This is a genomic window from Actinoplanes sp. NBRC 103695 (genome assembly GCF_030269485.1).
Classification (GTDB): Bacteria; Actinomycetota; Actinomycetes; order Mycobacteriales; family Micromonosporaceae; genus Actinoplanes.
In genome coordinates, this window is record NZ_BSTL01000008.1 from 40,103 (window position 1) to 61,643 (window position 21,541).

The following is a 21,541-nucleotide window of genomic DNA, read 5'->3' on the forward strand; positions in this document are numbered from 1 at the left end:
AACTCCTCAACGGTGGAACGGGTGGGATTATCAGGGGTGGCCCGAAGAGGGCAGGTTTTATTCGGTGGTCGACGAGGGGGCCGTGGAACCACGGGCCATGAACGTCGCCGGGATGATGGTCGGTCGATTGGGCAGGGGTGTGCCCTCGAAGTGGGCGAGCAGCGTGCGAGCCGCGGCCTCACCCATCTCGCGCAACGGTTGGTGCACGGTGGTGAGCGGCGGCTGGGTGTGCGCCGCCAGGGGGATGTCGTCGAAGCCCACCACCGCCACGTCCTGCGGGATGCGGCGACCGGAGTCGAGCACCGCCTGCATCGCGCCGGTGGCCGAGAGGTCGTTGTGGGCGAACACCGCGTCGAAGTCGATGCCGGAGTCGAAGGCGTGCTGCACGCCCTCGAACCCGCACGCGATGGTGAAGTCGCCGGGGAGCAGGCGCTCCTCCGGGATCGGGTGGCCGGCTTCCGCGTACGCCGCGGCGAAGCCGTCCAGGCGCTGCTGGGTGCAGCCGAAGTGGGACGGGCCGGCTATCACCAGCGGCCTGTTGCGGCCGATGGACAGCAGGTGGCGGGCGGCGGCCCCGGCGCCCGTGTGGTTGGTGGTGCCGACGCTGGGAATCAGTGCCGTCTGCACGTCACGGTCGTCGATCAGCACCACGGGCAGGCCGCGCGAGTGCAGCTGCGCGATGTAGTCCAGAGTGCCCTCGGGCTCGATCACCAGCAGCCCGTCGAACGACTTGGCGGAGACCTGCGCGCCGAACTGCCGCATCGACTCCTCACCCCGGTTGCAGGTGAACAGCAGCAGCCCGTACCGCTCGGTCTCCAGCACGTCGACCGCGCCCTGCAGCACCTCGCCGATCCACGGCCAGGTGAGCGAGGGAACCAGCATGCCGACGACCCGGGTGCGTCCGCGGGCCAGTCCGACCGCCCGCGAACTGGGCACGTAACCCAGCTCGTCGATCACCGCGCGGACCCGGGCGGCGGTCGACTCGTCCAGCTCACCCTTGCCGTTGAGGACCCGCGACACGGTCGTCTTGCTGACCTTCGCCCGGGCCGCCACATCGGCGATGGTGATCGGCACTGGTCCTCCGCATGTTCCGGCGTGATGTATCCCGCTCGTTGCGTACCGGTTTCGGAACCGGTTTCGGGAGCGGTTCCGGGCAGTTAACAGCAGTGAGCCGGGTCACGTCAATGTGAGGATCCCTTTATTTAAGTTGCGAGACTGTAACGCGCGTGCATCGATCGTGGTCTTCGAACGAGATCGAACGTGATCGACCTTTTCAGCGCGTGAAAGCCCGTTCGCCACGGGCCAGATCGGCGAGGAAAGCGACCAGCGACGAGCCCACCGCGCAGCCGAGCAGCACCAGCACCCCGCCGATGACGAACAGCCCCGAGCCGTCCTGAGCGGCGGCGTCGACCGTCCAGGCCGCGGTGAAGGAGAGGGACATCGTGCCGGCGGCGAGCAGCGGATGCACCTCCAGAAAACGGACCGCCACCGCCACCAGCACCACCAGCGTGATCACGCAGAACGCGACCTGCGCCGTGGTGTACGGCCCGCTCTGCACACCCTTGGCGTCGGTCTGGTAGGTCCGGTCGTGACCGAGCCAGGCCCACCACGCCACCACGGTCGCGACGGCCAGCCCGGCGGCCCCGGCGAGGCCCTTCTTGGAGAACGTCATGGGGCAGAACCTAACCCGCGTGCGCGTAGCCACTTCCCGCGAGGCGCGCCACCTCGGGCAGCACCCGCCCCAGCGGCGCGTCCACACTGAGTCCCGCGTACGGCTCCCCGCGCGTCACACCCTGGTTGACGATCGCCACCCGGATGCCGAGCTTGGCCGCCCGCAACACGAACCGCCGCCCCGACATCACGGTCAGCGAGGACCCCAGCACCAGCAGCGTCCGCCCACCGCACACCAGCTCGAAGCTCCGCGACACCCGCTCCGGCGGCACCGTCTCCCCGAAGTACACGACGTCCGGCTTCAGCATCCCGCCGCACCCCGCACAGTCCACCACCACGAAGCCGTCCAGCTCCGCGTCGTCCAGCTCGACATCCCCGTCCGGATTGATCACGGTCGGTGTCTTGTCGAACGTCGGATTGGCCGCCCGCAGCCGTTCCTCCAGAGCACCGCGGGTGCTCGCCTCCCGGCAGTCCAAGCAGGTCACCATGGCAAGGTTCCCGTGCAGCTCGACCACGTCACCGGCGCCGGCCGCCTGATGCAGCCCGTCCACGTTCTGCGTGATGATCCCGCGCAGCAGCCCCAGCTCCTGCAGCCGCGCCACGGCCCGATGCCCGTCGTTGGGCCGCGCGTCCCCGATGGTCCGCCACCCGAGATGGCTGCGCGCCCAGTACCGCCGCCGCGCCACCGGATCCCGCGTGAACACCTGATAGGTCATCGGCGTGGCCCGCCGGGCGACCCCACTCGGCCCGCGATAGTCCGGAATCCCCGACTCGGTCGACAGCCCCGCCCCGCTGAGCACGACAACGTCACCCTCGGCAACCCATCGCGCCAGCTCAGCCACCCGCTCCGCCACATCACTCACCCGCCAATGGTGCCTCGCCGCCCGTCCCTGCGGCGACCGGCTCGCCCCGCGGTCGCCGAGTGCCGCTCCAGCAGCGCTGCGTGCCCGGTCCGGCTTCGTTGCCGGCTTGCGCTTCGTGGGGGTCCGCCACTTTTCGGTATACGCGCACACCGAAGTCCCGTGGCCCACGCCCGGCCGCCGTCGTGGTCAGGCTCCCTGAGCAGCGCCGGGTTGTCCTGCAACACCGGCGCTTTGCTCTGCTTACACATACGCATCGCCCGGGTTTGTGGCCGGTCGGCTCGGTCCTGCTTTGCTCTGCTTACACGTACGCATCGCCCGGGGTCGTCGCCGTCCGTTGCGGCCGCTTTGCTCTGCTTACCGATACTCACCACCCCTCTGAGCTGCGGTGCTTGGACTCGAGGTGGCCCAGGGGAGTCGCGTCGTCCGCCAATCGCTTGCGGGCCGCCGGCCAGGCGGCGTCGTCCACGCCGAGTGCGGTGTGCAGGTAGGCGGTCGTGAGCCGCTGGATGAACGCGACCCGGTCCGGATTCTCGTCGGTGGTCTCCGCTACGTCGTAGCCGGAGATGCCGCCGAGGGAGTGCTCGCCGTCGAAGACCGTGAGCAGGCTCTTGTCGCCCGGGCTCAGGTGGTAGCCGTCGGTGAGCCAGTCGGGGCCGCGGACCGTCAACGGTGACTGATCGCGGTCGCCCGTAATGAGGAGCGCCGGGGTGCTCATGGCCGCGAAACTCGCGTTCAGGTGAGTGAAGTGCTCCTTCGCGAACGGGGTCAGATTCGCGCCGCCCTCGCCGGCCATCGCGATCAGTACGCCGGCCCGGATCCGCGGGTCGGACAAGTCCTCACCGTGGCCGCCCCGCGCATGCGTGCCCGGGTCATCGGGATGGACGGTGTCTGCGCCCCGGCGGCCATCGAGGTCGACGGGATCCGCGTCGGTGTCGTGCTTGGAGTAGACGGCGTCCGCGCCTGGGCCGTCCTTGGGGTGGACGGTCTCCGCGTCCGGGCCGTTGCCGGGGTCGACGGCTCGGGCGTCGGCTCGCGGGCTGTCGGGGTGGGGCAGGACCCGGGCGCCCAGCAGGGTGCTTGCGGTCTGGGCGCCCCAGGAGTGGCCGGCCACGGCGATGCGGGTGCGGTCGACACGCCCGGGCAGGCCGGGCAGTGAGGACTCGAGGGTGGTCAGGTTGTCGAGGACGCGTCTCAGGTCGTCCACGCGGTGGCGCCAGATGAGGGGCGTGCGGGGATCGCCGGGTGGCAGGCCCAGGCGGCGCGAGTCGAGGTGGGTGGGCTGGAGGACCACGAAACCGTTGGCCGCCCAGTGATCGGCGAGCGGGGCGTAGCCGTCCATCGACCAGCCGAAGCCGTGCGAGAACAGGATCACCGGGAGGTTCCGGCCGGTCGCGGGGGGCGGAGACGCGCACCTCCAGGTCCGTGCCGCGGCCGGGTGCGGGGAGGACGACGGGCTTGATCGAGACGATTGGCGTGGTCATGGCGGGCGACGCTACTATCGTTCGGACAGTAGGTACCTAGAGGAAAGTAACGGTGCGGTGGCGGAGGACACAGTGCGACGGTGCCCGATCGGTGACGTGGCCGACGTGCTGCTCAGCCGGTGGACCGCGCCGATTCTGTGGACGCTGCACGAGTACGGGCGGCAGCGTTTCGGCGAGCTCGACCGGCGCATCCCGGCCGTCACGCCGAAAGTGCTGACCCAGCGGCTCCGGCAGCTGGAGCGGGACGGTCTGGTGGTGCGTACTTACTACGCCGAGATGCCGCCGCGGGTGGAGTACGAGATCAGCACGCTCGGCGCGAGCCTGGAACCGGTCCTCGCGTCGCTGTCCGCCTGGGGCGGCGAGCATCTGCCGGCGGTGGAGGAGGCGCGCAAACGGCACGACACGGCGGCCGGGTGAAGCGGACAGACCTATCGTGTAGTGCCATTTACCGGCCAGAACGGTAAGTTGGTCATCGTGGCCGATGTCGTTCGCCTGCTTCCCCGTCTGTGGGACGGGCAGCGCGCCCTGCGCTTTCTCGCCGGGCTGGCCATGCTCGCGCTCGCCTTCGCGGCCAACGCCGGGCTGATCGGCCCCTCGGCCCTGCCCGCCGGCCCCGCGCAGCTCGCGGCTCCCGCGCAGGTCACCGCTCCCGCGCAGCTCACAGGCTCCGCACCCGCCCGAACCGCTGCCACGTCGGCGTCGACGGAAAGCGTGACGCTGGCGGAGAAGGTCGGCGTCGAGAGCGCAGCGAGCAGTGAGGCCACGCCGGCCGCGGGCAGTAAGAGCACGTCGGCCGCGGGCAGTAAGAGCACGCCGGCCGCGGGCAGTGAGGGCCAGGCCGCCGCGGGCGGTGAGGCCACGGAAGCCGCGAGCGGTGCGGGCACGGCGGCCGTGAGCAGTGCGGGCACGGCGGCCGCGGGCGTGTCGGCTGTGCCTGGTGGTCGCCACGGGACTGTGGGGCTGGGCGTCAACCCGCTGGTTCTGGCGGGGCTGCTGGGGCTGCTGGTCGTCGTGGTGTGGGCGGCCGGCCCGGGGGCGGGACTCTTCGCCGGAGGGGTGCCCGCTCGGCGCGGGCCGCCGGGACGCTGATCGGAATCGGCCTGTTGGGCCGCTGATCGGAGCGGCCTCCGGCCGCTGAGCGTTTCGGTGACACGGTTCGGGCCGGTTGCTCGGACATCCGTCACATCGCGCCTGCTTCTGTGAAGTGCTGCGGGCGTACCGGTAAATCGTGAACCGCAGAGCCACCGCGAGGGAATCGCATGGAGATCGTCGCTGTCGCCTGGATGATTTTGATCTTGTTGGTCGGGGTCGTGGCCGCCATGGCCGCGCTGCCCGGGCGGCTCGCCACCGCCAATGTCGCCGTCGGCTTCACGCTGGAGGCGCAGCCGGATGAGCCCACCGAGGAGGAGGTCCGCTACGCGCGGGAGGTCGCCGTGGCCGCGGATCGGGCCGCCGTGACCGCCCGGCGCGCCCGGGAGGCGTGGTCCGAGGCCTCCGAGGCGGTCGATGCCGCCTGGACCGATTATGAGCATGCCGATCGGGAGGCGCGCCGGTTCGCGGCCGCGGCCGTCTACCCGGTGCAGCGCCGCCGCCGCGTCAAGGGTGAGAACGTCGAGCGGGAACGCTTCCTGCACCGCACCGCGTTGGCCGCGTGCCGGCACCGGGAGATCTCGATCGCCCAGCTCAACGACGTGCTGGCGCACCGGGGCTGGAACGAGCGGCTGCACCCGGCGGCACAGGAGTCGGCGCTGCGCGCGGCCGTTCGTGATCACCGGTACGACCTCTATCTGAAGGCCGCCGAGGGGGAGCGCCTGGCCTGGCAGGATGCCGAGAAGGCGGCGGACGCGCTACGCAGCCTGCGGGCCGAGGCCTGCCAGGCGACCGTGCGCACCGACGAGGAGGACACGCTGTCGATGGACGTCTCGTGGTGGTCGCGGCAGTGGTCGACCGCGGAGCCCGTGCGCGCCGCGGCCGCATGACAGAGCAGCCGGATGACAGAGCAGCCGGATGGCAGAGCACCCGCATGGCAGAGCATCCGCATGGCAGACGAGCGTGCGCTCGCATGACGGACAAGCGCGGCGAAACAGGGTCGACTTTGGACCGGAATGGTTGTCACGGCTGTTCGCCGGGAAACTGTCAGACGCGCCGGGTACCGTCACGGGGCAGAACCCTCTGGTGCTGGGAGGCAGGAGCGTGACGTCGAGTCCGACGGGCAAGCCGCCGGCCGTGCGGCTGCACCGTGCCGCGCGCGTCGAGGATGCCATCCATGACGTGATCGAGCGCCGGCTGCGGCTGCGCGGCTGGGTGCCGGTGATCACGGCCTACACGGGCTATGGCGCCCCCGGCTGGGCGCGGGTGATGGCGCGCGTCGTGCTGACGCGCAACCCGCAGGCGCAGCGGAAGAAACTGGAGAAGGCGCGCGGGTGGCGCAGCTTCACCAGCTCGCCGGTCAACCATGAGCGGGTGCTCATCCAGATCGGCGATCAGGTGCACGAGACGCACACCGACCGCAGCGGCTACGTCGACTGCACGGTCAAAGGCGACCTCGCGCCGGGCTGGGGCAAGGTCAAGCTGAGCGCCGAGAACGCCGAGACCGTGGAGGCGCCGATCCGGGTGGTCGATCCGGCCGCTAAATTCGGCGTCATCTCCGACATCGACGACACGGTCATGGTGACCGCGCTGCCGCGTCCGCTGCTCGCGGCGTGGAACACGTTCGTGCTGGACGAACACGCCCGCATGGCGGTGCCCGGCATGGCGGTGCTCTACGAGCGGATGGTGACGGCCAACCCGGGCAGCCCGGTGTTCTACCTGTCCACCGGCGCGTGGAACGTGGCCCCGACGCTGAGCCGCTTCCTGTCCCGGCACCTCTACCCGGCCGGGCCGCTGCTGCTCACCGACTGGGGCCCGACGCCGGACCGCTGGTTCCGCAGCGGCCAGGAACACAAGCGCACCACGCTGCAGCGGCTGTCCAAGGAGTTCCCGGACATCAAGTGGCTGCTGATCGGCGACGACGGGCAGCACGACCAGGAGATCTACTCCGAGTTCGCGCACGCCCACCCGGAGAACGTCGCCGCGGTCGCGATCCGGCGTCTGTCACCCACGCAGGCGGTGCTGGCCGGTGCGATCCCCGGTCCGTCGGGCAGCGCCGAGGCGGTCGGCTCGCACGGCAAGACCTGGTTCAGCGCGCCCGACGGGGCGGGCCTGTGGTCCCTGCTGCGTGACTCGGACGCGGTGTGATCACTTGTCGGTGCTGCTCGCGTCCGACTCGCTGACCCGCTCGTGCAACCGATCGCGGATCTCGTCCGGGGTGTACGCCCGCCGCTGCCGCTCCGCACGGGCGAGCACGATGCCTGTCGCCGCAACACCGGCCAGTCCGGCCAAACCCGCTACTTTCCACCAACGCATCTGCTGAGGATAGACACGTGGACGCCGATCTGACGCTGGACGAGGCCATCGAGCTGACTCGTACGGGTGACATCTGGATCTTTCGGGGTCGATCCGGCCCCGACCGTGCGATCCAGGCGCTGACCAACAGCCCCGTCAACCACGTGGGCATGTCGCTGGTCATCGAGGACATGCCCCCGCTCATGTGGCACGCCGAGCTGGGCCGATCCCTTCCGGACATGTGGTCCGGCACCTTCCAGCGCGGGGTCCAGCTGCACGACCTCCGGGACGCGGTCACCGTGTGGGCGAACCGCTACGGCCAGCGTGGCTGGTTGCGCCAGCTCGATCCCACCGCTTCCAAGGAACTCGAGGACCGGGCGCTGCGGACGGTGGCCCGGCTGGACGGCACCCCGTTCCCGTCGTCGGCCCAGCTGGCCTGGCGCTGGGTGCGCGGCCGGGTGCCACAGATCCGGCTGCCCTGGCAGGAGACGTCGGGGGACGCGGCGGCGCTGGAGACGGCGTACTGCGCCGAGGTGGTCGCGGTGACCTACGAGGACATGGGGTTGCTGGCGCGCGGCAAGAAGCCCAACTGGTACGACCCGGGGCGCTTCTGGAGCGGCGACGACCTGGACCTGTGCGACGGCCATCGGCTGGGCGAGGAGATCGCCGTCGACGTCCCCGCCGAGCCTTTCAGGGGACGTGCTGCGCGGCGGTGAACGCCACGCTCAGCAGGCCGGCCCTGGTCTGGACCTGGTAGCGGGTCCGTCCACGCTTGACGACGGTGCCGGCCAGGCCCGCGTACTTGCCGGTGCCGGTCACCTGGATCCGCTCGCCGACCTGAAGCGGCACGTGGGCGGGGGCCGCCGTGGATCGGCCGGTCCGGATGCGTGCCAGCTCGGCCTCGTACCGGGAGTCCATCTCCGCGGGCCGGCCCTGATGCGACCACGTGTAGATCGCCGACGTGTTGAAGCCGGAGAAGCAGGCGCGGCACGACTTGACCCGGATCGGCCGGCGGTGCGCCGTCGTGCGGTGACCGGCCGGGCAGACACCCACCCAGGCGCCGTCGACGCTGGGCGCGTCCGCCGGCATGCATCGCCGGCCCGAGCAGCCGATGCGCCGTGCGTTGGCGCGCCAGAGCCGGTCGTGGCCGTGTCCCGGCCCGGTCACGGCGTGGGCGATCTCGTGCAGCACCGTCTCGGTGACCTGCTCGACCTCGTAGAGCGAGATCAGGGGACGAGACAGTCCGATCTCCTGTACGTCGAAGCGGCACACGCCGGCCCGCGTCTTGGCGTTGTCGAATGTCAAGCGCCACCCGGTCAGCCCATGCCGGGCCATCAGGTCGGAGGCGAGCCGCCTCGCTGTCGTCAGATCCAACCCACCGCTCCCACCGACTCGCCTTCGACGGACAATCGTGCCACGGCAGGCGCGGGATCAGCGATAAGTCCACTGTGGATTCGTTAGCCTGACCGGGTGAACGATCGAAGTTCCAGGGCCCGGCTGCTGGCGGAGTCGGCCGCGCTGATCGTCCTGCTGGCCTCGACGTGGCTGATCGTGGGGGCGTCGTTGCAGGGTGCGAGTGTGGCCGTGGTGTCGGCGGGTCGCACCGGATTCGCCGTCCTCGGCCTGGCGGCGCTCACCTGGTGGCCGGCATCACGCGCCTCCACCACCTCCGAGGACGTGACCGTCGCGCCGGCGTACCGATGGTGGCAGCTCTTGCTCCTCGCACTGACCGGCGTGACCGCCTACACCGTGTTGTCGACGATGGCGATCCACCTTGCCGGCCCCGCCTTGCCGACCCTGGTCCTGGCCCTCACCCCGGCGGTGGTCCTGGCCGCGGAAAGTGTGCCGGCCCGCGCCCGGCCGCCGGCAATCGCCATCGCCGGGACCGGACTCGCGGTCGCGGGCGCCATTCTGTACGTGATACCCCGGCTCGCCGGATCCCTCGGACGGGACGTCGCGCTCGGGGCACTGTCCGCGGCCGGGGCGATGTTGTCGATGGCGTTCTACACCATCTACTTCGCCACCGTGAACCGGCACCATCGAGGGGCGATGGCGCCGCGGATCATGCCGGTCTTCGCGGTCGGGGCGATCCCGCTCGTGGTCTGGGCCGGTACGGACGTCGCCGGCGGCGCCACGGTCGGCTGGCCGGTGATCGGGATGCTCGCCTTCCTCGGCATCGTGATCTACGTGCCCGCCTACCTGCTGCAGCACCGGATCCTGCTGAGCGGCGGACCGTCATACGCGGCGCTGCTCGGACTGGCCGTCCCGCCCCTGGTCGGGGTCAGCTCGGCGTTGCTGCATCTGAGCCTGTTCCCCACGCCCCTGCAGATCGCGGGCACCGCGGTCACCTTGCTGGGCATGGTCCTCGTCATCCGGCGACGGTAGGACCGCGACCGACGTCCGGCGAACCCTGCCCCAGACGTCGGCGTGCTCGGCTTCGCGTCGGCGTGCTCGGTTTCGTGGTGGTAGCTCGGTTAGGTGGCGGTAGCTCGGTTGGGCGGTGGTAGCTCGGTTGGGCGGTGGTAGCTCGGTTGGGCGGTGGTAGCTCGGTTGGGCGGTGGTAGCTCGGTTGGGCGGTGGTAGCTCGGTTGGGCGGTGGTAGCTCGGTTGGGCGGTGGTAGCTCAGCGCGCCTTCGGATTCGCGGATGCCGCGCTCAGCTACCACGACGCCAGAAAGTGGTAGCCCATCGCGGCATCGAGGGCCGGAATACCGCCCGGTTCTACCACTTCGGTCTCGACAGCCGGCCGCGACCGGCCGCAGTGAGGGCGAGCGGGCACCCGGGGGCCTGGCATCCGACATCGCCCACCCCCTCACCGCAAGCGGCCGCAGGGCGAGTGGGCACGCATCGCCCGCTCAGCACCAACTGGCCGCATGGTGGGTGAGTGCTCGGCGCAGGCGCCCGCATGATGGGTGAGCGCTCGACGCAGGCGCCCGCATGATGGGTGAGCGCTCGACGCAGGCGCCCGTAGGACGGGTGAGCACTCAGCGCAAGAGCCAGCAGGACGGGTGAGCACGCATCGAAAAGGGGCAGCGATAAAGACGGCCCGCCCGGCACGAATGCCGAGCGGGCCATCGAAGCAATCCCGTCACCCCGCGAAGGGGCGACGTCGATCAGACGCGCGCGCCGCGCCGGCTGCCTGCCCGGGTGCCGGCGGAGAACGCCGCCGCGCCGCCGCGACCGGTCTGCCGGGCGGCCCCGCCGGCGCTCTGAGCCACCGAGGTCCGCGTCGTCGCCGTCCGGGCCGGCTGCCCCGCGCGGGCCGAGGATTGACCGCCGCGCGAGCTCTGGGTCGTGCGCTGCTCGCCGCCACCACCACCGGCACCGGTGCCCCGGCCGCTGCGGCGAGGACGTCCGCGTCCGCCGGCAGCGGAGCCGCCGCCCGAGGATGCCTGCGCGCTGTGGCGCGGACGGCTGGCAGCCGGTCGCTCCGGAGCCGCCGGCGGCGCGCTCTGGAACACGCGGTCGCCCGGCGCGAGCTCGGCGAGAACCTTGTCGCCGGGCCGGGTGCGGGTCGTCGTCGGCCGGATGCCCGCCTTGCGGGTCAGGTCGCGGACGTCGCTCTGCTGGTCGTCGGTCATCAGCGTGATGACCGTGCCGGCCGCGCCCGCCCGTGCGGTCCGGCCGGACCGGTGCAGGTAGGCCTTGTGCTCGACCGGCGGGTCGGCGTGGATGACCAGCGCGATGTCGTCGACGTGGATGCCGCGGGCCGCGATGTCGGTGGCCACCAGCGTCGGCGCGGAGCCGTCGGAGAAGGCCGACAGGTTGCGGTCGCGGGCGTTCTGCGCCAGGTTGCCGTGCAGCTCGACGGCGGGAACCCCGGCGGCGATGAGCTGGCGGGTCAGCACCTTGGCGCGACGCTTGGTGCGGGTGAAGACGACCGAGCGGCCGGGCGCGGCGAGCAGGTCCACCAGGACCGGGAACCGGTCGTCGTGCCGGACGTGCAGCACGTGGTGGGCCATCTCGATCGGCGCCTCGGTGGCCGGGTCGACGTGGTGCGTGACCGGGCGGCGCATGAAGCGCTTGACCAGCACGTCCACGCCGCCGTCGAGGGTGGCCGAGAAGAGCAGCCGCTGACCGTCACGCGGGGTGGCGTCCATCAGCCGGCGTACGACGGGCAGGAAGCCGAGGTCGGCCATGTGGTCGGCCTCGTCGAGCACGGTGACCTCGACCCCGCCGAGGTCGACGTGGCCGTGTTCCATGTGGTCGAGGAGCCGGCCGGGGCACGCCACCAGCACGTCGATGCCGTCGCGCAGGGCCTTGATCTGCGGGTTCGCCCCGACGCCGCCGAAGACGGTGAGGGTGCGAAGGCCGAACGCGGCGGCCATGGGCGCCAGCGCTGCGTCGATCTGGGTGGCCAGCTCGCGGGTCGGCGCCAGGATCAGCGCGCGCGGGCGGCGGGGTCGGCGGGCGGTGCCGGAGGCGGCCAGCCGGGCGATCAGCGGAAGGGCGAACGCGTACGTCTTGCCCGAGCCGGTGCGGCCGCGGCCGAGCACGTCCCGCCCGGCGAGGGAATCCGGCAGCGTCGCGGCCTGGATCGGGAAGGGCTCGGTGATGCCGCGGGCGGCGAGAGTCGCGGCGAGCTTTGCGGGCACGCCGAGATCGGTGAATGAAGGCATTAAGTGCTGAACTCTCCAACGTCTGGATGGTCGTCCTGCCCGGCGCAGACCCGGTCGCGAGTCGCGGCGCGTGGTGGTCGATCCGAAGGCGGCCCGAGGCAAGACTGTGCGGGCCGCGTGATCAAGTGTACGCCCTCTTCCGATGCAACCGGTCTGCACCCGAAAGTGACCGGCGCCGCACTCAACGCGGCGGACCTTTTGACTCAGTGCCGGACCCCCCGCCCCGGCCCTTGGTCGCAAGGAGTCCCCCATGAGTGGTGAACGCCGTCGTGAAGACACCGTCCGGGCGCACATGCCGCTCGTGGGCCATCTGGTCCGCGAGATGCTCGCCCGGGTGCCGTCCCACGTGAGCCGTGACGATCTTCTCTCCGCCGGGTATGCGGCACTGGTCGCGGCCGCCCGTGGCTTCGACGAGGAGCGTGGCGTCCCGTTCGCCCGTTTCGCCGCTGCCCGGGTGCGCGGCGCGCTGCTGGACGAGTTGCGTGGCCTGGACTGGGCCAGCCGCTCGGTGCGGCAGCGGGCCCGGCGTACCGACTCGGCCCGGCAGGAGCTGACCGCCGAGCTGGGCCGCACGCCCACCATCGCCGAGGTGGCCGAGCGGATGGGCTGTTCGGCCGAGGACATCGAGTCGGCAGACGACGACGTGCAGCGTGCCGTGGTGTTCAGCCTGCAGGGCTTCGCCACGGCCGGCGCCGAGGACATGGTCACCGAGCCGGGTGTCGGCCCCGAGGACATGCTGATCCGCCGGGAGCGGGTGGGCTACCTGCGGCACGCGATCGACGCCCTGCCGGACCGCTTGCAGGCGGTGATCCGCGGCTACTTCTTCGAGGAGCGGCCGATGGCGCAGATCGCGGTGGAGCTGGGCGTCACCGAGTCGCGGGTGTCGCAGCTGCGCTCCGAGGCGCTGGGTCTGCTCAAGGACGGTCTGAACACGCATCTGGACCCGGGGCTGGCCGCTGCGGCGAAGGAGGGCTGCGTGGCGCGTCGCCGGTCGGCGTACTTCGAGTCGATCGCCGACCGCGGCACCCTGAGGTCCCGTCTCGCGGTGACCAGCGTCGACGGGCTGCCCGTCGCGGCCTGAGGGACCACACGGAAAGGGGGACGCGGCTCCAGCCGCGTCCCCCTTTGCCGTCGTTACGCGTTCGCGCAGGTACCGGCCTTCTTCTGGGCCGCGATCGCCTTCGCCGCGCCCTGCGAGTAGAGGGACAGGCCCTCCTTGGCGGGCTCCAGCTTCCAGGCGTCCTTCTCGTACACCATGGTGTACGACTGCGCCGCCACGAGCTGTTTGGCGATCACGACGGCCCGGTCGGCGCCCTCCATCCGGGCGCTGGTGAGGTTGATGGCCAGGCCCTTGCGAGAGCAGGCCTCGTTCAGCTTGACGTAGTCGTCCTTGGTGATCGCCGCCTTGCCCTGGGCGGTGTACATCTCCCAGGCGCCGGCGAAGTCCCCGCCGCTGAACCGGTCGAACATGGTCTGGGCGGCGGCCTTCGCGCCCTCGAGGGACTTCGGCTCGGGACCGCCCGCCGCGGCGGCCGAGTTACCGGCCGGGGCCTCGTCGTCGCCGGAACAACCGGCGCTGAAACTGAGGGCGGCGGCCGCGATCAGGGCCAGCGCGCCGAGACGTCGGAACGGGTGGTGGTTGGTCATGACCGGGTTAATCGAGAGCGGCCGTTCGACGTAACGGGGACGGCCGATACTGACGGATTGCGGACACTTGCCGCCCCGGCCGTAACCTGTGGGGAAGGCGGTATTGTGTTTCGTTTACGGACACGAAAAAAGCGACCAATAATGGTCGCCGACCCGCGAATGCTACCACATCAAGGAGCGGTTTTGTCAAGCACTAGGCCTTCGGAATTGGCAAGCGCTGACATCCGAGACGAACAACTCTATCTCGACCGCCTCTACGCCCGTCTCGACGTGCTGCGCGAGCAGTCTGACCAGCGGCTTCGCGCCATCCTGCTGGAGGCCGGCGGCACCCCGCAGGGCCGCTCCCAGCGCGAGGCGACCCGCGCGCATTACGCCGAGCAACTCGCTCAGATGAATGCCGTGGAGAACGGCCTGTGCTTCGGCCGGCTGGATTTCACCGGCGATGAGCCGCGCTATATCGGCCGCCTGGGGCTCTTCGACGAGGATCGCTCCGCCGAGCCGCTGCTGGTCGATTGGCGCGCACCCGCCGCACGCCCGTTCTACCTGGCCACGGCTGTGTCGCCGGAGGGCGTGACCCGCCGCCGGCACCTGCGCACCAAGGGCCGGCAGCTGACCGGGATCGACGACGAGGTGCTCGACCTGGCGGCCGGTGGCGGCGGGCGGGAGGACGTGACCGGCGAGGCGGCGCTGCTGTCCGCGCTGACCGCGGGCCGGACCGGCCGGATGCGGGACATCGTCGAGACCATCCAGGCCGAGCAGGACGAGGTCATCCGGTCCGGGCTGCCCGGCGTACTCGTCGTCCAGGGCGGACCCGGCACCGGCAAGACCGCGGTCGCGCTGCACCGCGCCGCCTATCTGCTCTTCACCCACCGTGCCCAGCTCACCAAGCAGGGCGTCCTGATCCTCGGGCCGAACGCCACGTTCCTCCGCTACATCTCCCAGGTCCTGCCGTCCCTCGCGGAGACCGGCGTGATGCTCGCCACCCTGGGTGACATGTTCCCCGGCGTGCGCGCCCGCGCCGAGGAGCCGCCGGCGGTCGCCGCGGTCAAGGGCCAGGTGGCGATGACGGACGTGCTGGCCAGGGCGGTCGCCGACTGGCAGACCGTGCCGCACGACTTCGTCGAGGTCGACCACGACGGCTACCCGCTGCGCATCGAGCGGGCGATCTGCGAGGACGCCCGCGCCACCGCACGCCGGGCCGGCCGGCCGCACAACATCGCCCGGTCGATGTTCGTCACCGAGGTGATCCACGCGCTGTCCCTGCAGATCGCCGAGCGGATCGGCGCCGACCCGCTCGGCGGTGACAACCTGCTGTCCGAGGCCGACCTGGCGGAGACCCGGCGGGAACTGCGCGAGGACATCGACGTGCAGGCCGCGCTCTTCGAGATGTGGCCGGTGCTCACCCCGAGGCGGGTGCTGCGCGAGTTGCTGTGCTCGCCCGAGCGGCTGGCGACGGCCGAGGCCCCCGCGGAACTGTTGCGCGACCGGGACGCCCGCTGGTCCCCGGCGGACGTGCCGCTGCTGGACGAGCTCGCGGAGTTGCTCGGCGAGGACGACACGTTGCGCAAGCGGGCGGTTGCGCGCGAGAGAGCAGAGGCCATCGAGTACGCCGAGGGCGTGCTCGAGATCGTCGCGGGCTCCCGGTCGCTGGACTTCGAGGACCAGGAGGAGGAGATCCTCTCCGCGATGGACGTGGTGGACGCGAGCGCCTTCGTCGAACGGCACGAGGTCCTCGACACCCGCACCGCGGCGGAGCGCGCGGCGGCCGACCGCACCTGGGTCTTCGGGCACGTCATCGTGGACGAGGCGCAGGAACTGTCGCCGATGGCGTGGCGGCTGCTCATGCGCCGGGTGCCGAGCCGGTCGCTGACCGTCGTCGGCGACGTGGCCCAGACCTCGGAACTGGCCGGCACCACCACCTGGGAGCAGGTCTTCGAGCCGTACGTGGCGCAGCGCTGGCGCCTCGCCGAGCTGACCGTCAACTACCGCACGCCCGCGGAGGTGATGGCGGTGGCGGCCGACGTGCTGGCCGCGGTCGACCCGTCGCTGCAGCCGCCGCGGTCCGTCCGCGAGTCCGGTGTCGCGCCGTGGGCCCGCCGGGTCACCGAGGACGAGCTGCCCGCCGCCCTGATCGCGGCCGTCCGTGCCGAGGTGGCCGAGGCCGGCGACGGCCGGGTCGGCGTGATCGTGCCGCAGGGCCGTGAGGGCGAGCTGGGCCACGAGCTGATGAAGGCGCTGCCCGAGGCGGCCGTCGGCGAGCAACCCGACCTGCTCAACCAGGTGGTCATGCTGACCGTGCGGCAGGCCAAGGGGCTGGAGTTCGACGCCGTCCTGGTGGCCCAGCCCGACGAGATCATCGCCGAATCGCCGCGCGGCCTGAGTGACCTCTACGTAGCAGTCACCCGGGCAACGCGGCGTCTCGGCGTACTCCACACTGTTGATCTGCCGAAAGAGCTCAACGCACTGGCGTGAGTAAGGCCGTGTTTCAACACCACCTAAACGGAGGCGCCGACCGCCGACCTGGTGTGGCCGTTGACGTTGGTCAGGGCGAGCCGGCTGTGCAGGCTGGTGTTGCCGGCGATGTTCGAGAAGTAGCCGGCCCGGCGCCGGGCGACGATCGACTCCGGGTTGTCCGGCACCGGCGCCAGGTCCGGGTCCAGGTGCGTGTTCATGCCGTCCTTGAGCAGGCTCAGCGCCTCGGCCCGGAGCTGGCTGATCCGGCTCTCGGTGACGCCCAGGTCCTCGGCGATGTCGGCCATCGGGCGCTCGTTCAGGAAGTACTCGGTGATCACGACGCGCAGCCGCTCGGGCAGCGACTCGATCGCGTGGTGCAGGTAACCGATCTGCTCGCGGCGCAGCAGCATGTCCTCCGGGCCGGGAGTGCGCTCGGTGACCAGGTCGTCCGCGCTCGTCGTGGTGAAGCCCTGCAGCGACAGGACCGTCGCGCGCTGCACGTCGGTGTCGGTCTGGTTCAGGTCGGTCGTGGTGGTGCCGAGCGCCTGGGCCAGCTCCTCCGGGGTGGGCGTACGGCCCAGCGTGCAGGTCAGGTGCTGCCGCGTCGAGTCGGTGGCCCGCGCCTTGGTGCGCACCGAGCGGGTGGCCCAGTCCAGCGCCCGCAGCTCGTCCAGGATGGCGCCGCGGATCCGCGTGGTGGCGAAGCGGTGGAACGGGATGCCCCGGTCCGGATCCCAGCCACGGGCGGCGGTGACCAGCGCGTGCAGGCCGGCGCTGGTGAGGTCGTCGCGGTGGATGTGGTTCGGGATGCGGGTGAGCATGTCGCGGACGAGGTGCCCGACCAGCGGCATGTGCTGACGGATCAGCTCCTCCTGCTCGCGGGCGGAGAGCACCGTCGCCTCGGCGATGTCGGCGTCGAGGTCGGCAACGGCGGTGGTGACGGTGCTGGTCATATGAGATCCCCCTGTGCGGCGCTCGCTGTTCGGCGTCAGGGAGAAGATTCGGTGACTCTGGGTTCGTCCTTCGGTCGCTCTGGGTTGCTGCCGAGTTGTTTAGAGATCCCTTGTTGTCAGGTCTCTTTTGTCAGGTCCCAGACGAACCGGGTCGGCGCGAACGCTTCCGCGTAGCGGACCCGGGCCCGAGCGCCCAGGTGCCGGGCCGAGGCCGCGGCGATCTCCCGCTCTTCGGCCCCTTCGGCCAGGGAGAGCTTCAATTCCAGGTACGCCGTCACGTCGACGAAGACCGAGGGCTCGAAGCGGAGCGTGGAAGCGCCCGCGTAATGCAGCACCCGGCAGCCGTGCCGGGCGGCGGACAACGTGGCGGCCGCGGTGGCCCGCAGATCGGGGAGCGCGTCATCCGGCGCCGGCGCGTAGATCACGTCCGCCTCGACGCCTGTCAGCACGTTCTCGATCGCGGCGATCGTCACCGGGTCGGTGCCGATCGCGCCCGGCGCCGAGCCACCGTGCACCAGCAGGCAGTCCAGGGCGCGGGCGGCGTCCTCACCACCGTCACCGGCCAGCACCAGCAGGGTCACCGAATCACCCGCGGCGCGGTGGGCGGCGAGCGTGCCCGCGCACCCCGCCTCGACCGACCCGGCCAGCGCACCGACCGCGAGCACGCTGCGCATGGAACCTCCCGGAAATACGGCCGGCTCGAGGGGGGAGGCGGCGCTGCCTGTCCATCGGTCACGCGCCGGCCCGGTTGAGACTTCGGTGGGTGCTGCGGCAGGGTGGGCGCATGGATCTCACCGACACCGGGACGACGGCCACCCTGATCGCCGGGATCGTGATCGTTGTCGGCATCCTCGGCGTGGTGATCCCCGTCATCCCCGGGCTGATCCTGTGCTGGCTGGGCGTGCTCGTCTGGGCCCTGCTCGGCGACGCCGGCGGCGCGAAGTGGCTGATCCTGGGCCTGAGCACCGGCATCGCCCTGGCCGGCACGCTGATCAAGTACCTCTGGCCCGGCAAGCGCCTGAAGGACAGCGGGGTTCCGACATGGTCCCTGGTCCTCGGCGGCATCCTCGGCGTGATCGGCTTCTTCGTGGTGCCGGTGGTCGGGCTGGTCCTCGGTTTCGTGCTCGGCATCTGGCTGGCCGAACGGGCGCGCCTGGGCCCGGGCCGCGCCTGGCCGTCGACGCGCCACGCCCTGGGCGCGATCGGCCTCTCCCTGGCGATCGAGCTGGCCGCGGCGCTGGCGATCGCCGTGATCTGGCTCGTCGGCGTGCTCAACGCCTAGAGACCGCTGCATCGCCCTTGCTGCCGGCCCTTTCACTTGGCTGGGGGTCTTACCGGGTTGCCAGGCGGCCGGGGTGGCCGCTCGCGGTGCTGGCCGGAGCTCGCGGTGCTGGCCAGAGCTCGCGGTGCTGGCCAGAGCTCGCGGTGCTGGCCGGAGCTCGCGGTGCTGGCCAGAGCTCGCGGTGCTGGCCGGAGCTCGCGGTGGTAGCCGGAGCTCGCGGTGGTAGCCGCCGCTCGCGGTGGTAGCCGGACCTACGAGTGGTAGCTCAGAGCGGCACATGGGCCCGGATACCGCCCGGACCCACCACTCGCATCCCGGTCTCACCACTCGCGCCGGGTTCTACCACCGCGCGCCCGGCCCGAGCCGTGCGTGGCGGCAGCAAGGGCGAGTGGGCACCTGGGAGCCTGGCATCCCGGCCTGATTCCACGCCGGGCGATAGTGGCGGCAGCAACAGCGAGCGGGCACCCGGGCGCCTGGCAACCAAGCACGACCCGCGCGCAACGAAAGTGGCGGCAGGCGGGTGTGAGCACCCCGGGCGCCTGTCGACGCGGCCGGTCGGCCACACGCACGGCGACAGCGCCGGCACGAAAAGGCGGCCACCCCTGAGTGGGATGGCCGCCTGGGTTCAGCTCGGGCCGGGGTAGGTCTGGGCGCTCGGTCTGCGTCGTCTGGCCCGTTGTCGGCGGCGGCTGGTCAGCAGCAGCAGGAGCGGGGTCGCCGCCAGCACCACGGCCACCGCGGCGGCAGCGGCGACCATCAACGTTCGGGACGGGCCGCGATCGGGTGCCGCCGCCGGTCGAGGCTGGTCGGCCGGGGCGGGCACGGCGGCGGGTGCGTTCTCCGTACTCTCGGTGGTCACCGTCTCCGGGTCGACCAGCTTGCCCACCGAGGCGTCCTTGGGCAGCTTGAAACCCCAGTCCAGCAGGGCCGCGCCCTGCTGCCAGCCGCGGATCGGGGACGCCTCCGCGCCGAGCAGGGTGACGACCAGGCGGCGGCCGTTGCGCTGGGCGGCGCCGACGTAGCTGTGCCGGGCCAGCTTGGTGAAGCCGGTCTTGCCGCCCAGGGCGCCCTTGTAGTTGAAGATCAGGCGGTTCTCGTTCTGGAACTGGAACCCGCCCTTCTTCAGCTTCTTCTGCGCCGGCATCTTCGCGCTGCGGACCAGCGCGTAGTTGCGGAAGTCGGGCAGGCCGAAACAGACCCGGGCGATCAAGGCCAGGTCGTACGCGCTGGTGAACTGGCCCTCGCCGTCGAGGCCGGACGGGGTGACCGCGTGGGTCTGGAATGCGCCCAGCCGCTTGGCCTCGGCGTTCATCGACGCCACGGTCGCCGGGACGCCGCCGCTGCCACCGCCCAGGCGGGCCAGGGCGTTCGCCGCGTCGTTGCCGGAGTTGAGGATCAGGCCGAGCCAGAGCGTCGCGATCGAGTACCGGCCGCCGGTGACCAGGCCGACCGCCGAGCTGCCGGGCTCGATGTCCAGGTCGGAGGCGGCGACCGTCATCGGCTGCTTCGGGTTGAGTTTCGGCATCACGGTGGCGGCGAGCAGGAGTTTCTGCACGCTGGCCGGGGTCTGGTAGACGTGCGGGCCGCAGCCGCCGAGCACCTCGCCGGTGTCCAGGTCGGCGACCAGCCAGGTGGTGGCCGTGATGGCGGGCGGCGCGGGGCTGCCCGGTGGCACGGTCAGGCCGCTGGTGGCCAGCGCGTCCCCGCCGACCGCGCGTAGTGCCGGGTCGTCCGGCGGCGGGACGGGGCGTGGTGGGCGGCCGGTCGGCGGCTTCACCTTGGGCTTCGGGCAGGGGACGTCGGCCTTGGCCGTCTCCCTCGAAGCGGTGCCGCGAGCAGCGACTCCCGCGGGTTTGCGGGCCGCCGGGTTGAGAGCAGCGGGGTCGAGGGCGGCGGCGGACGCCGGGTCGAGGGCTGAGTGAGGGGTCACGGCGGACGCCGGGGTGGCGGTGAGGGGGACCATCACGGCGGCCGCGGAGAAGGCCGCAGCCACGGCCATCCGTCGTCGTGCCACGAGGCGTCGGGTCGGGTGAGGGGTGGGGCCAGGGATCACGGCCAGGAAGCTCCCAGGTCGAGACGGCGACGCAGCAGCTGCGCCAGGGGGATGGTCTCGCCGTCGCCGCCGCCCGCGCCGACCACGAGCCGGGGAACGCTCGGGTGCAGGTCGGCGCCGGTGAACCGGGCGCGCAGGGAAGGCGGCACGGTCAGCACGTAGTAGCCGCCGTCCGCGCCCACGGCGACGGACTTGTTGCTCTTCAGATACCACCCACGGATCCGCGTGCGGTACGTCGACCGGCCGTCGAACGTGCGCGCGCTCAGCACCGCGGGTGCGAGGCCACGCTCGGTGGCCTCGCGGACGAACTCGGTGATCAGCCCGGCCGCCTCGGTCGCCTCGGCGGCCCGGCCGGCCTCGAGGGCGGCCGCGTGCCCGGCGATCGCCTGCCGCCGCTGCTCGTGCCAGCCGGCGGCGGCGTCCGGGTCGGCCCCGGCCGCACGCTCGTCGTCCATGGCGACGACCCTAACCTCATCCGTACGATCCCATCCACCCGCCCTTTCGGCCGACGGTGACCACCGTGGCCGTGACCGGCGATTACCCGGTGAATACGTGGGCGCATTTAATGACCAAGCGACCCACGCCGAAAAAGAATGGTTGAATCCTAAGGAAGAGTTGCGCGCAGCGCCGCCGAAGAGCGACACTGGGCGCGGCTATTCCGGATAACCAACGGGAGTCGGCATGGCGCGGCAGGTAATCACCACTCTGATCGACGATCTGGATGGAAAGAAGGCGGATCGCACCGTCGAGTTCAGTCTGGACGGAGCGAGCTACACGATCGACCTTTCCGACGCCAATGCCGGAAAGCTGCGCAAGGCGCTGGATCCCTTCATCACGGCGGGCACCCGGGTCGGCCGCGGCGGCGCGGTGCGAGTGCGGGCGTCGTCCGGCGGGCGCACCGCCACCAGCCGGGACGAGAACAAGGCGATTCGGGAGTGGGCGCTGGCCAACGGTCACCAGATCTCCGAGCGGGGCCGCATTCCGCAGGGTGTCAGCGACGCCTACCGCGCCGCGCACCGCCGCTGACAGTCCGCATTGCCCAATTTCCACGAGTCGGCCGATCGGTGCGGCGGTCGTCACGGGCCTGCCCGCCACGACTCGGCCGCGCCACGTGAAATCGTTGCGGCGGCCCTGA

The 21,541-nt window shown here is 71.5% G+C and carries 22 protein-coding genes; 10 read left to right on the forward strand and 12 right to left on the reverse strand.

The features are described from left to right. Positions 1-57 precede the first annotated feature (57 nt). The 4 genes from QSK31_RS15370 to QSK31_RS49220 form a co-directional block, all read right to left on the reverse strand. Positions 58-1,074: a LacI family DNA-binding transcriptional regulator gene (locus QSK31_RS15370; protein ID WP_285684547.1), complete on the reverse strand. Its 1,017-nt coding sequence runs from the start codon at positions 1,072-1,074 to the stop codon at positions 58-60. Positions 1,075-1,273: 199 nt separating this feature from the next. Then, positions 1,274-1,672, reverse strand: a complete 399-nt coding sequence (locus tag QSK31_RS15375; protein ID WP_285684549.1) for a hypothetical protein — start codon at positions 1,670-1,672, stop codon at positions 1,274-1,276. A 10-nt stretch (positions 1,673-1,682) separates the two neighbouring features. Beyond that, positions 1,683-2,525: an NAD-dependent protein deacetylase gene (locus tag QSK31_RS15380; RefSeq protein WP_502872970.1), complete on the reverse strand. Its 843-nt coding sequence runs from the start codon at positions 2,523-2,525 to the stop codon at positions 1,683-1,685. A 373-nt stretch (positions 2,526-2,898) separates the two neighbouring features. Next, positions 2,899-3,906 carry an alpha/beta hydrolase family protein gene (locus QSK31_RS49220; protein ID WP_502872964.1) on the reverse strand — a complete coding sequence of 336 codons (1,008 nt, stop codon included), beginning with the start codon at positions 3,904-3,906 and terminating at the stop codon, positions 2,899-2,901. Between the two features lie 166 nt (positions 3,907-4,072). On the opposite strand from QSK31_RS49220, the gene QSK31_RS15390 reads away from it, so the two are divergent. The 4 genes from QSK31_RS15390 (at position 4,073) to QSK31_RS15405 (ending at position 7,252) form a co-directional block, all read left to right on the forward strand. Beyond that, positions 4,073-4,432 carry a winged helix-turn-helix transcriptional regulator gene (locus tag QSK31_RS15390; protein WP_285684554.1) on the forward strand — a complete coding sequence of 120 codons (360 nt, stop codon included), beginning with the start codon at positions 4,073-4,075 and terminating at the stop codon, positions 4,430-4,432. Positions 4,433-4,489: 57 nt separating this feature from the next. Beyond that, positions 4,490-5,104: a hypothetical protein gene (locus QSK31_RS15395; protein ID WP_285684556.1), complete on the forward strand. Its 615-nt coding sequence runs from the start codon at positions 4,490-4,492 to the stop codon at positions 5,102-5,104. 170 nt (positions 5,105-5,274) lie between these two features. Next, positions 5,275-5,994, forward strand: coding sequence for a hypothetical protein (locus tag QSK31_RS15400; protein WP_285684558.1), 720 nt, complete (start codon positions 5,275-5,277; stop codon positions 5,992-5,994). A 214-nt stretch (positions 5,995-6,208) separates the two neighbouring features. Further along, a complete protein-coding gene (locus QSK31_RS15405; RefSeq protein WP_285684560.1) occupies positions 6,209-7,252 on the forward strand; it encodes an App1 family protein phosphatidate phosphatase in 1,044 nt (347 codons plus the stop codon). Here the strand turns inward: QSK31_RS15405 and QSK31_RS15410 are convergent, their stop codons facing one another. Further along, positions 7,253-7,420 carry a hypothetical protein gene (locus tag QSK31_RS15410; protein WP_285684562.1) on the reverse strand — a complete coding sequence of 56 codons (168 nt, stop codon included), beginning with the start codon at positions 7,418-7,420 and terminating at the stop codon, positions 7,253-7,255. It abuts the gene before it with no gap. Between the two features lie 17 nt (positions 7,421-7,437). Between QSK31_RS15410 and QSK31_RS15415 the strand changes: the two genes are divergently transcribed. Then, positions 7,438-8,115 carry a hypothetical protein gene (locus QSK31_RS15415; RefSeq protein ID WP_285684564.1) on the forward strand — a complete coding sequence of 226 codons (678 nt, stop codon included), beginning with the start codon at positions 7,438-7,440 and terminating at the stop codon, positions 8,113-8,115. On the opposite strand, the gene QSK31_RS15420 is transcribed toward QSK31_RS15415, so the two are convergent. Next, a complete protein-coding gene (locus QSK31_RS15420) occupies positions 8,090-8,773 on the reverse strand; it encodes a SprT-like domain-containing protein (RefSeq protein ID WP_285684567.1) in 684 nt (227 codons plus the stop codon). The two genes, QSK31_RS15415 and QSK31_RS15420, sit on opposite strands and share 26 nt — an antisense overlap. Before the next feature lie 96 nt (positions 8,774-8,869). Here QSK31_RS15420 and QSK31_RS15425 point away from each other — a divergent pair, with 96 nt between their 5' ends. Next, on the forward strand, positions 8,870-9,784 hold the full coding sequence (locus QSK31_RS15425; protein WP_285684569.1) for a DMT family transporter: 915 nt from the start codon (positions 8,870-8,872) through the stop codon (positions 9,782-9,784). Between the two features lie 727 nt (positions 9,785-10,511). Here the strand turns inward: QSK31_RS15425 and QSK31_RS15430 are convergent. Further along, complete coding sequence (locus QSK31_RS15430) at positions 10,512-12,017, reverse strand: DEAD/DEAH box helicase (RefSeq protein ID WP_285684570.1); 1,506 nt, start codon at positions 12,015-12,017, stop codon at positions 10,512-10,514. A gap of 250 nt (positions 12,018-12,267) precedes the next feature. On the opposite strand from QSK31_RS15430, the gene QSK31_RS15435 reads away from it, so the two are divergent. Continuing rightward, the gene (locus QSK31_RS15435) at positions 12,268-13,098 is read left to right on the forward strand and encodes a sigma-70 family RNA polymerase sigma factor (RefSeq protein ID WP_285684572.1); all 831 of its coding nucleotides are present in this window, start codon (positions 12,268-12,270) and stop codon (positions 13,096-13,098) included. Positions 13,099-13,151: 53 nt separating this feature from the next. On the opposite strand, the gene QSK31_RS15440 is transcribed toward QSK31_RS15435, so the two are convergent. Beyond that, the gene (locus tag QSK31_RS15440; RefSeq protein WP_285684573.1) at positions 13,152-13,664 is read right to left on the reverse strand and encodes a hypothetical protein; all 513 of its coding nucleotides are present in this window, start codon (positions 13,662-13,664) and stop codon (positions 13,152-13,154) included. A gap of 159 nt (positions 13,665-13,823) precedes the next feature. On the opposite strand from QSK31_RS15440, the gene QSK31_RS15445 reads away from it, so the two are divergent. After that, positions 13,824-16,136, forward strand: coding sequence for a HelD family protein (locus QSK31_RS15445; protein ID WP_502872965.1), 2,313 nt, complete (start codon positions 13,824-13,826; stop codon positions 16,134-16,136). 23 nt (positions 16,137-16,159) lie between these two features. Here the strand turns inward: QSK31_RS15445 and QSK31_RS15450 are convergent, their stop codons facing one another. Both QSK31_RS15450 and QSK31_RS15455 read right to left on the reverse strand, forming a co-directional pair. Next, positions 16,160-17,071, reverse strand: coding sequence for a sigma-70 family RNA polymerase sigma factor (locus tag QSK31_RS15450; RefSeq protein WP_285684575.1), 912 nt, complete (start codon positions 17,069-17,071; stop codon positions 16,160-16,162). 116 nt (positions 17,072-17,187) lie between these two features. Then, positions 17,188-17,745 carry a PIG-L deacetylase family protein gene (locus tag QSK31_RS15455; protein ID WP_285684577.1) on the reverse strand — a complete coding sequence of 186 codons (558 nt, stop codon included), beginning with the start codon at positions 17,743-17,745 and terminating at the stop codon, positions 17,188-17,190. Between the two features lie 110 nt (positions 17,746-17,855). On the opposite strand from QSK31_RS15455, the gene QSK31_RS15460 reads away from it, so the two are divergent. After that, the gene (locus QSK31_RS15460; protein WP_285684578.1) at positions 17,856-18,353 is read left to right on the forward strand and encodes a DUF456 domain-containing protein; all 498 of its coding nucleotides are present in this window, start codon (positions 17,856-17,858) and stop codon (positions 18,351-18,353) included. Between the two features lie 625 nt (positions 18,354-18,978). On the opposite strand, the gene QSK31_RS15465 is transcribed toward QSK31_RS15460, so the two are convergent. Continuing rightward, the gene (locus QSK31_RS15465; protein ID WP_352244429.1) at positions 18,979-20,352 is read right to left on the reverse strand and encodes a D-alanyl-D-alanine carboxypeptidase family protein; all 1,374 of its coding nucleotides are present in this window, start codon (positions 20,350-20,352) and stop codon (positions 18,979-18,981) included. A 50-nt stretch (positions 20,353-20,402) separates the two neighbouring features. Continuing rightward, positions 20,403-20,861 (reverse strand): hypothetical protein, encoded by a 459-nt coding sequence (locus tag QSK31_RS15470; RefSeq protein WP_285684579.1) that lies wholly within the window; start codon positions 20,859-20,861, stop codon positions 20,403-20,405. A 226-nt stretch (positions 20,862-21,087) separates the two neighbouring features. On the opposite strand from QSK31_RS15470, the gene QSK31_RS15475 reads away from it, so the two are divergent. Then, a complete protein-coding gene (locus QSK31_RS15475) occupies positions 21,088-21,432 on the forward strand; it encodes a histone-like nucleoid-structuring protein Lsr2 (RefSeq protein WP_285684580.1) in 345 nt (114 codons plus the stop codon). Positions 21,433-21,541: the final 109 nt, after the last annotated feature.

What these genes read in the sequence shown, in the direction of transcription:
- QSK31_RS15375 (WP_285684549.1), bottom strand. Translation starts at nt 1,672, where the DNA reads ATGACGTTCTCCAAGAAGGGCCTCGCCGGGGCCGCCGGGCTGGCCGTC.
- QSK31_RS15400 (WP_285684558.1), top strand. Translation starts at nt 5,275, where the DNA reads ATGGAGATCGTCGCTGTCGCCTGGATGATTTTGATCTTGTTGGTCGGG.
- QSK31_RS15410 (WP_285684562.1), bottom strand. Translation starts at nt 7,420, where the DNA reads ATGCGTTGGTGGAAAGTAGCGGGTTTGGCCGGACTGGCCGGTGTTGCG.
- QSK31_RS15430 (WP_285684570.1), bottom strand. Translation starts at nt 12,017, where the DNA reads ATGCCTTCATTCACCGATCTCGGCGTGCCCGCAAAGCTCGCCGCGACT.
- QSK31_RS15435 (WP_285684572.1), top strand. Translation starts at nt 12,268, where the DNA reads ATGAGTGGTGAACGCCGTCGTGAAGACACCGTCCGGGCGCACATGCCG.
- QSK31_RS15440 (WP_285684573.1), bottom strand. Translation starts at nt 13,664, where the DNA reads ATGACCAACCACCACCCGTTCCGACGTCTCGGCGCGCTGGCCCTGATC.
- QSK31_RS15445 (WP_502872965.1), top strand. Translation starts at nt 13,824, where the DNA reads ATGCTACCACATCAAGGAGCGGTTTTGTCAAGCACTAGGCCTTCGGAA.
- QSK31_RS15450 (WP_285684575.1), bottom strand. Translation starts at nt 17,071, where the DNA reads ATGACCAGCACCGTCACCACCGCCGTTGCCGACCTCGACGCCGACATC.
- QSK31_RS15455 (WP_285684577.1), bottom strand. Translation starts at nt 17,745, where the DNA reads ATGCGCAGCGTGCTCGCGGTCGGTGCGCTGGCCGGGTCGGTCGAGGCG.
- QSK31_RS15460 (WP_285684578.1), top strand. Translation starts at nt 17,856, where the DNA reads ATGGATCTCACCGACACCGGGACGACGGCCACCCTGATCGCCGGGATC.
- QSK31_RS15465 (WP_352244429.1), bottom strand. Translation starts at nt 20,352, where the DNA reads ATGGCCGTGGCTGCGGCCTTCTCCGCGGCCGCCGTGATGGTCCCCCTC.
- QSK31_RS15470 (WP_285684579.1), bottom strand. Translation starts at nt 20,861, where the DNA reads ATGGACGACGAGCGTGCGGCCGGGGCCGACCCGGACGCCGCCGCCGGC.
- QSK31_RS15475 (WP_285684580.1), top strand. Translation starts at nt 21,088, where the DNA reads ATGGCGCGGCAGGTAATCACCACTCTGATCGACGATCTGGATGGAAAG.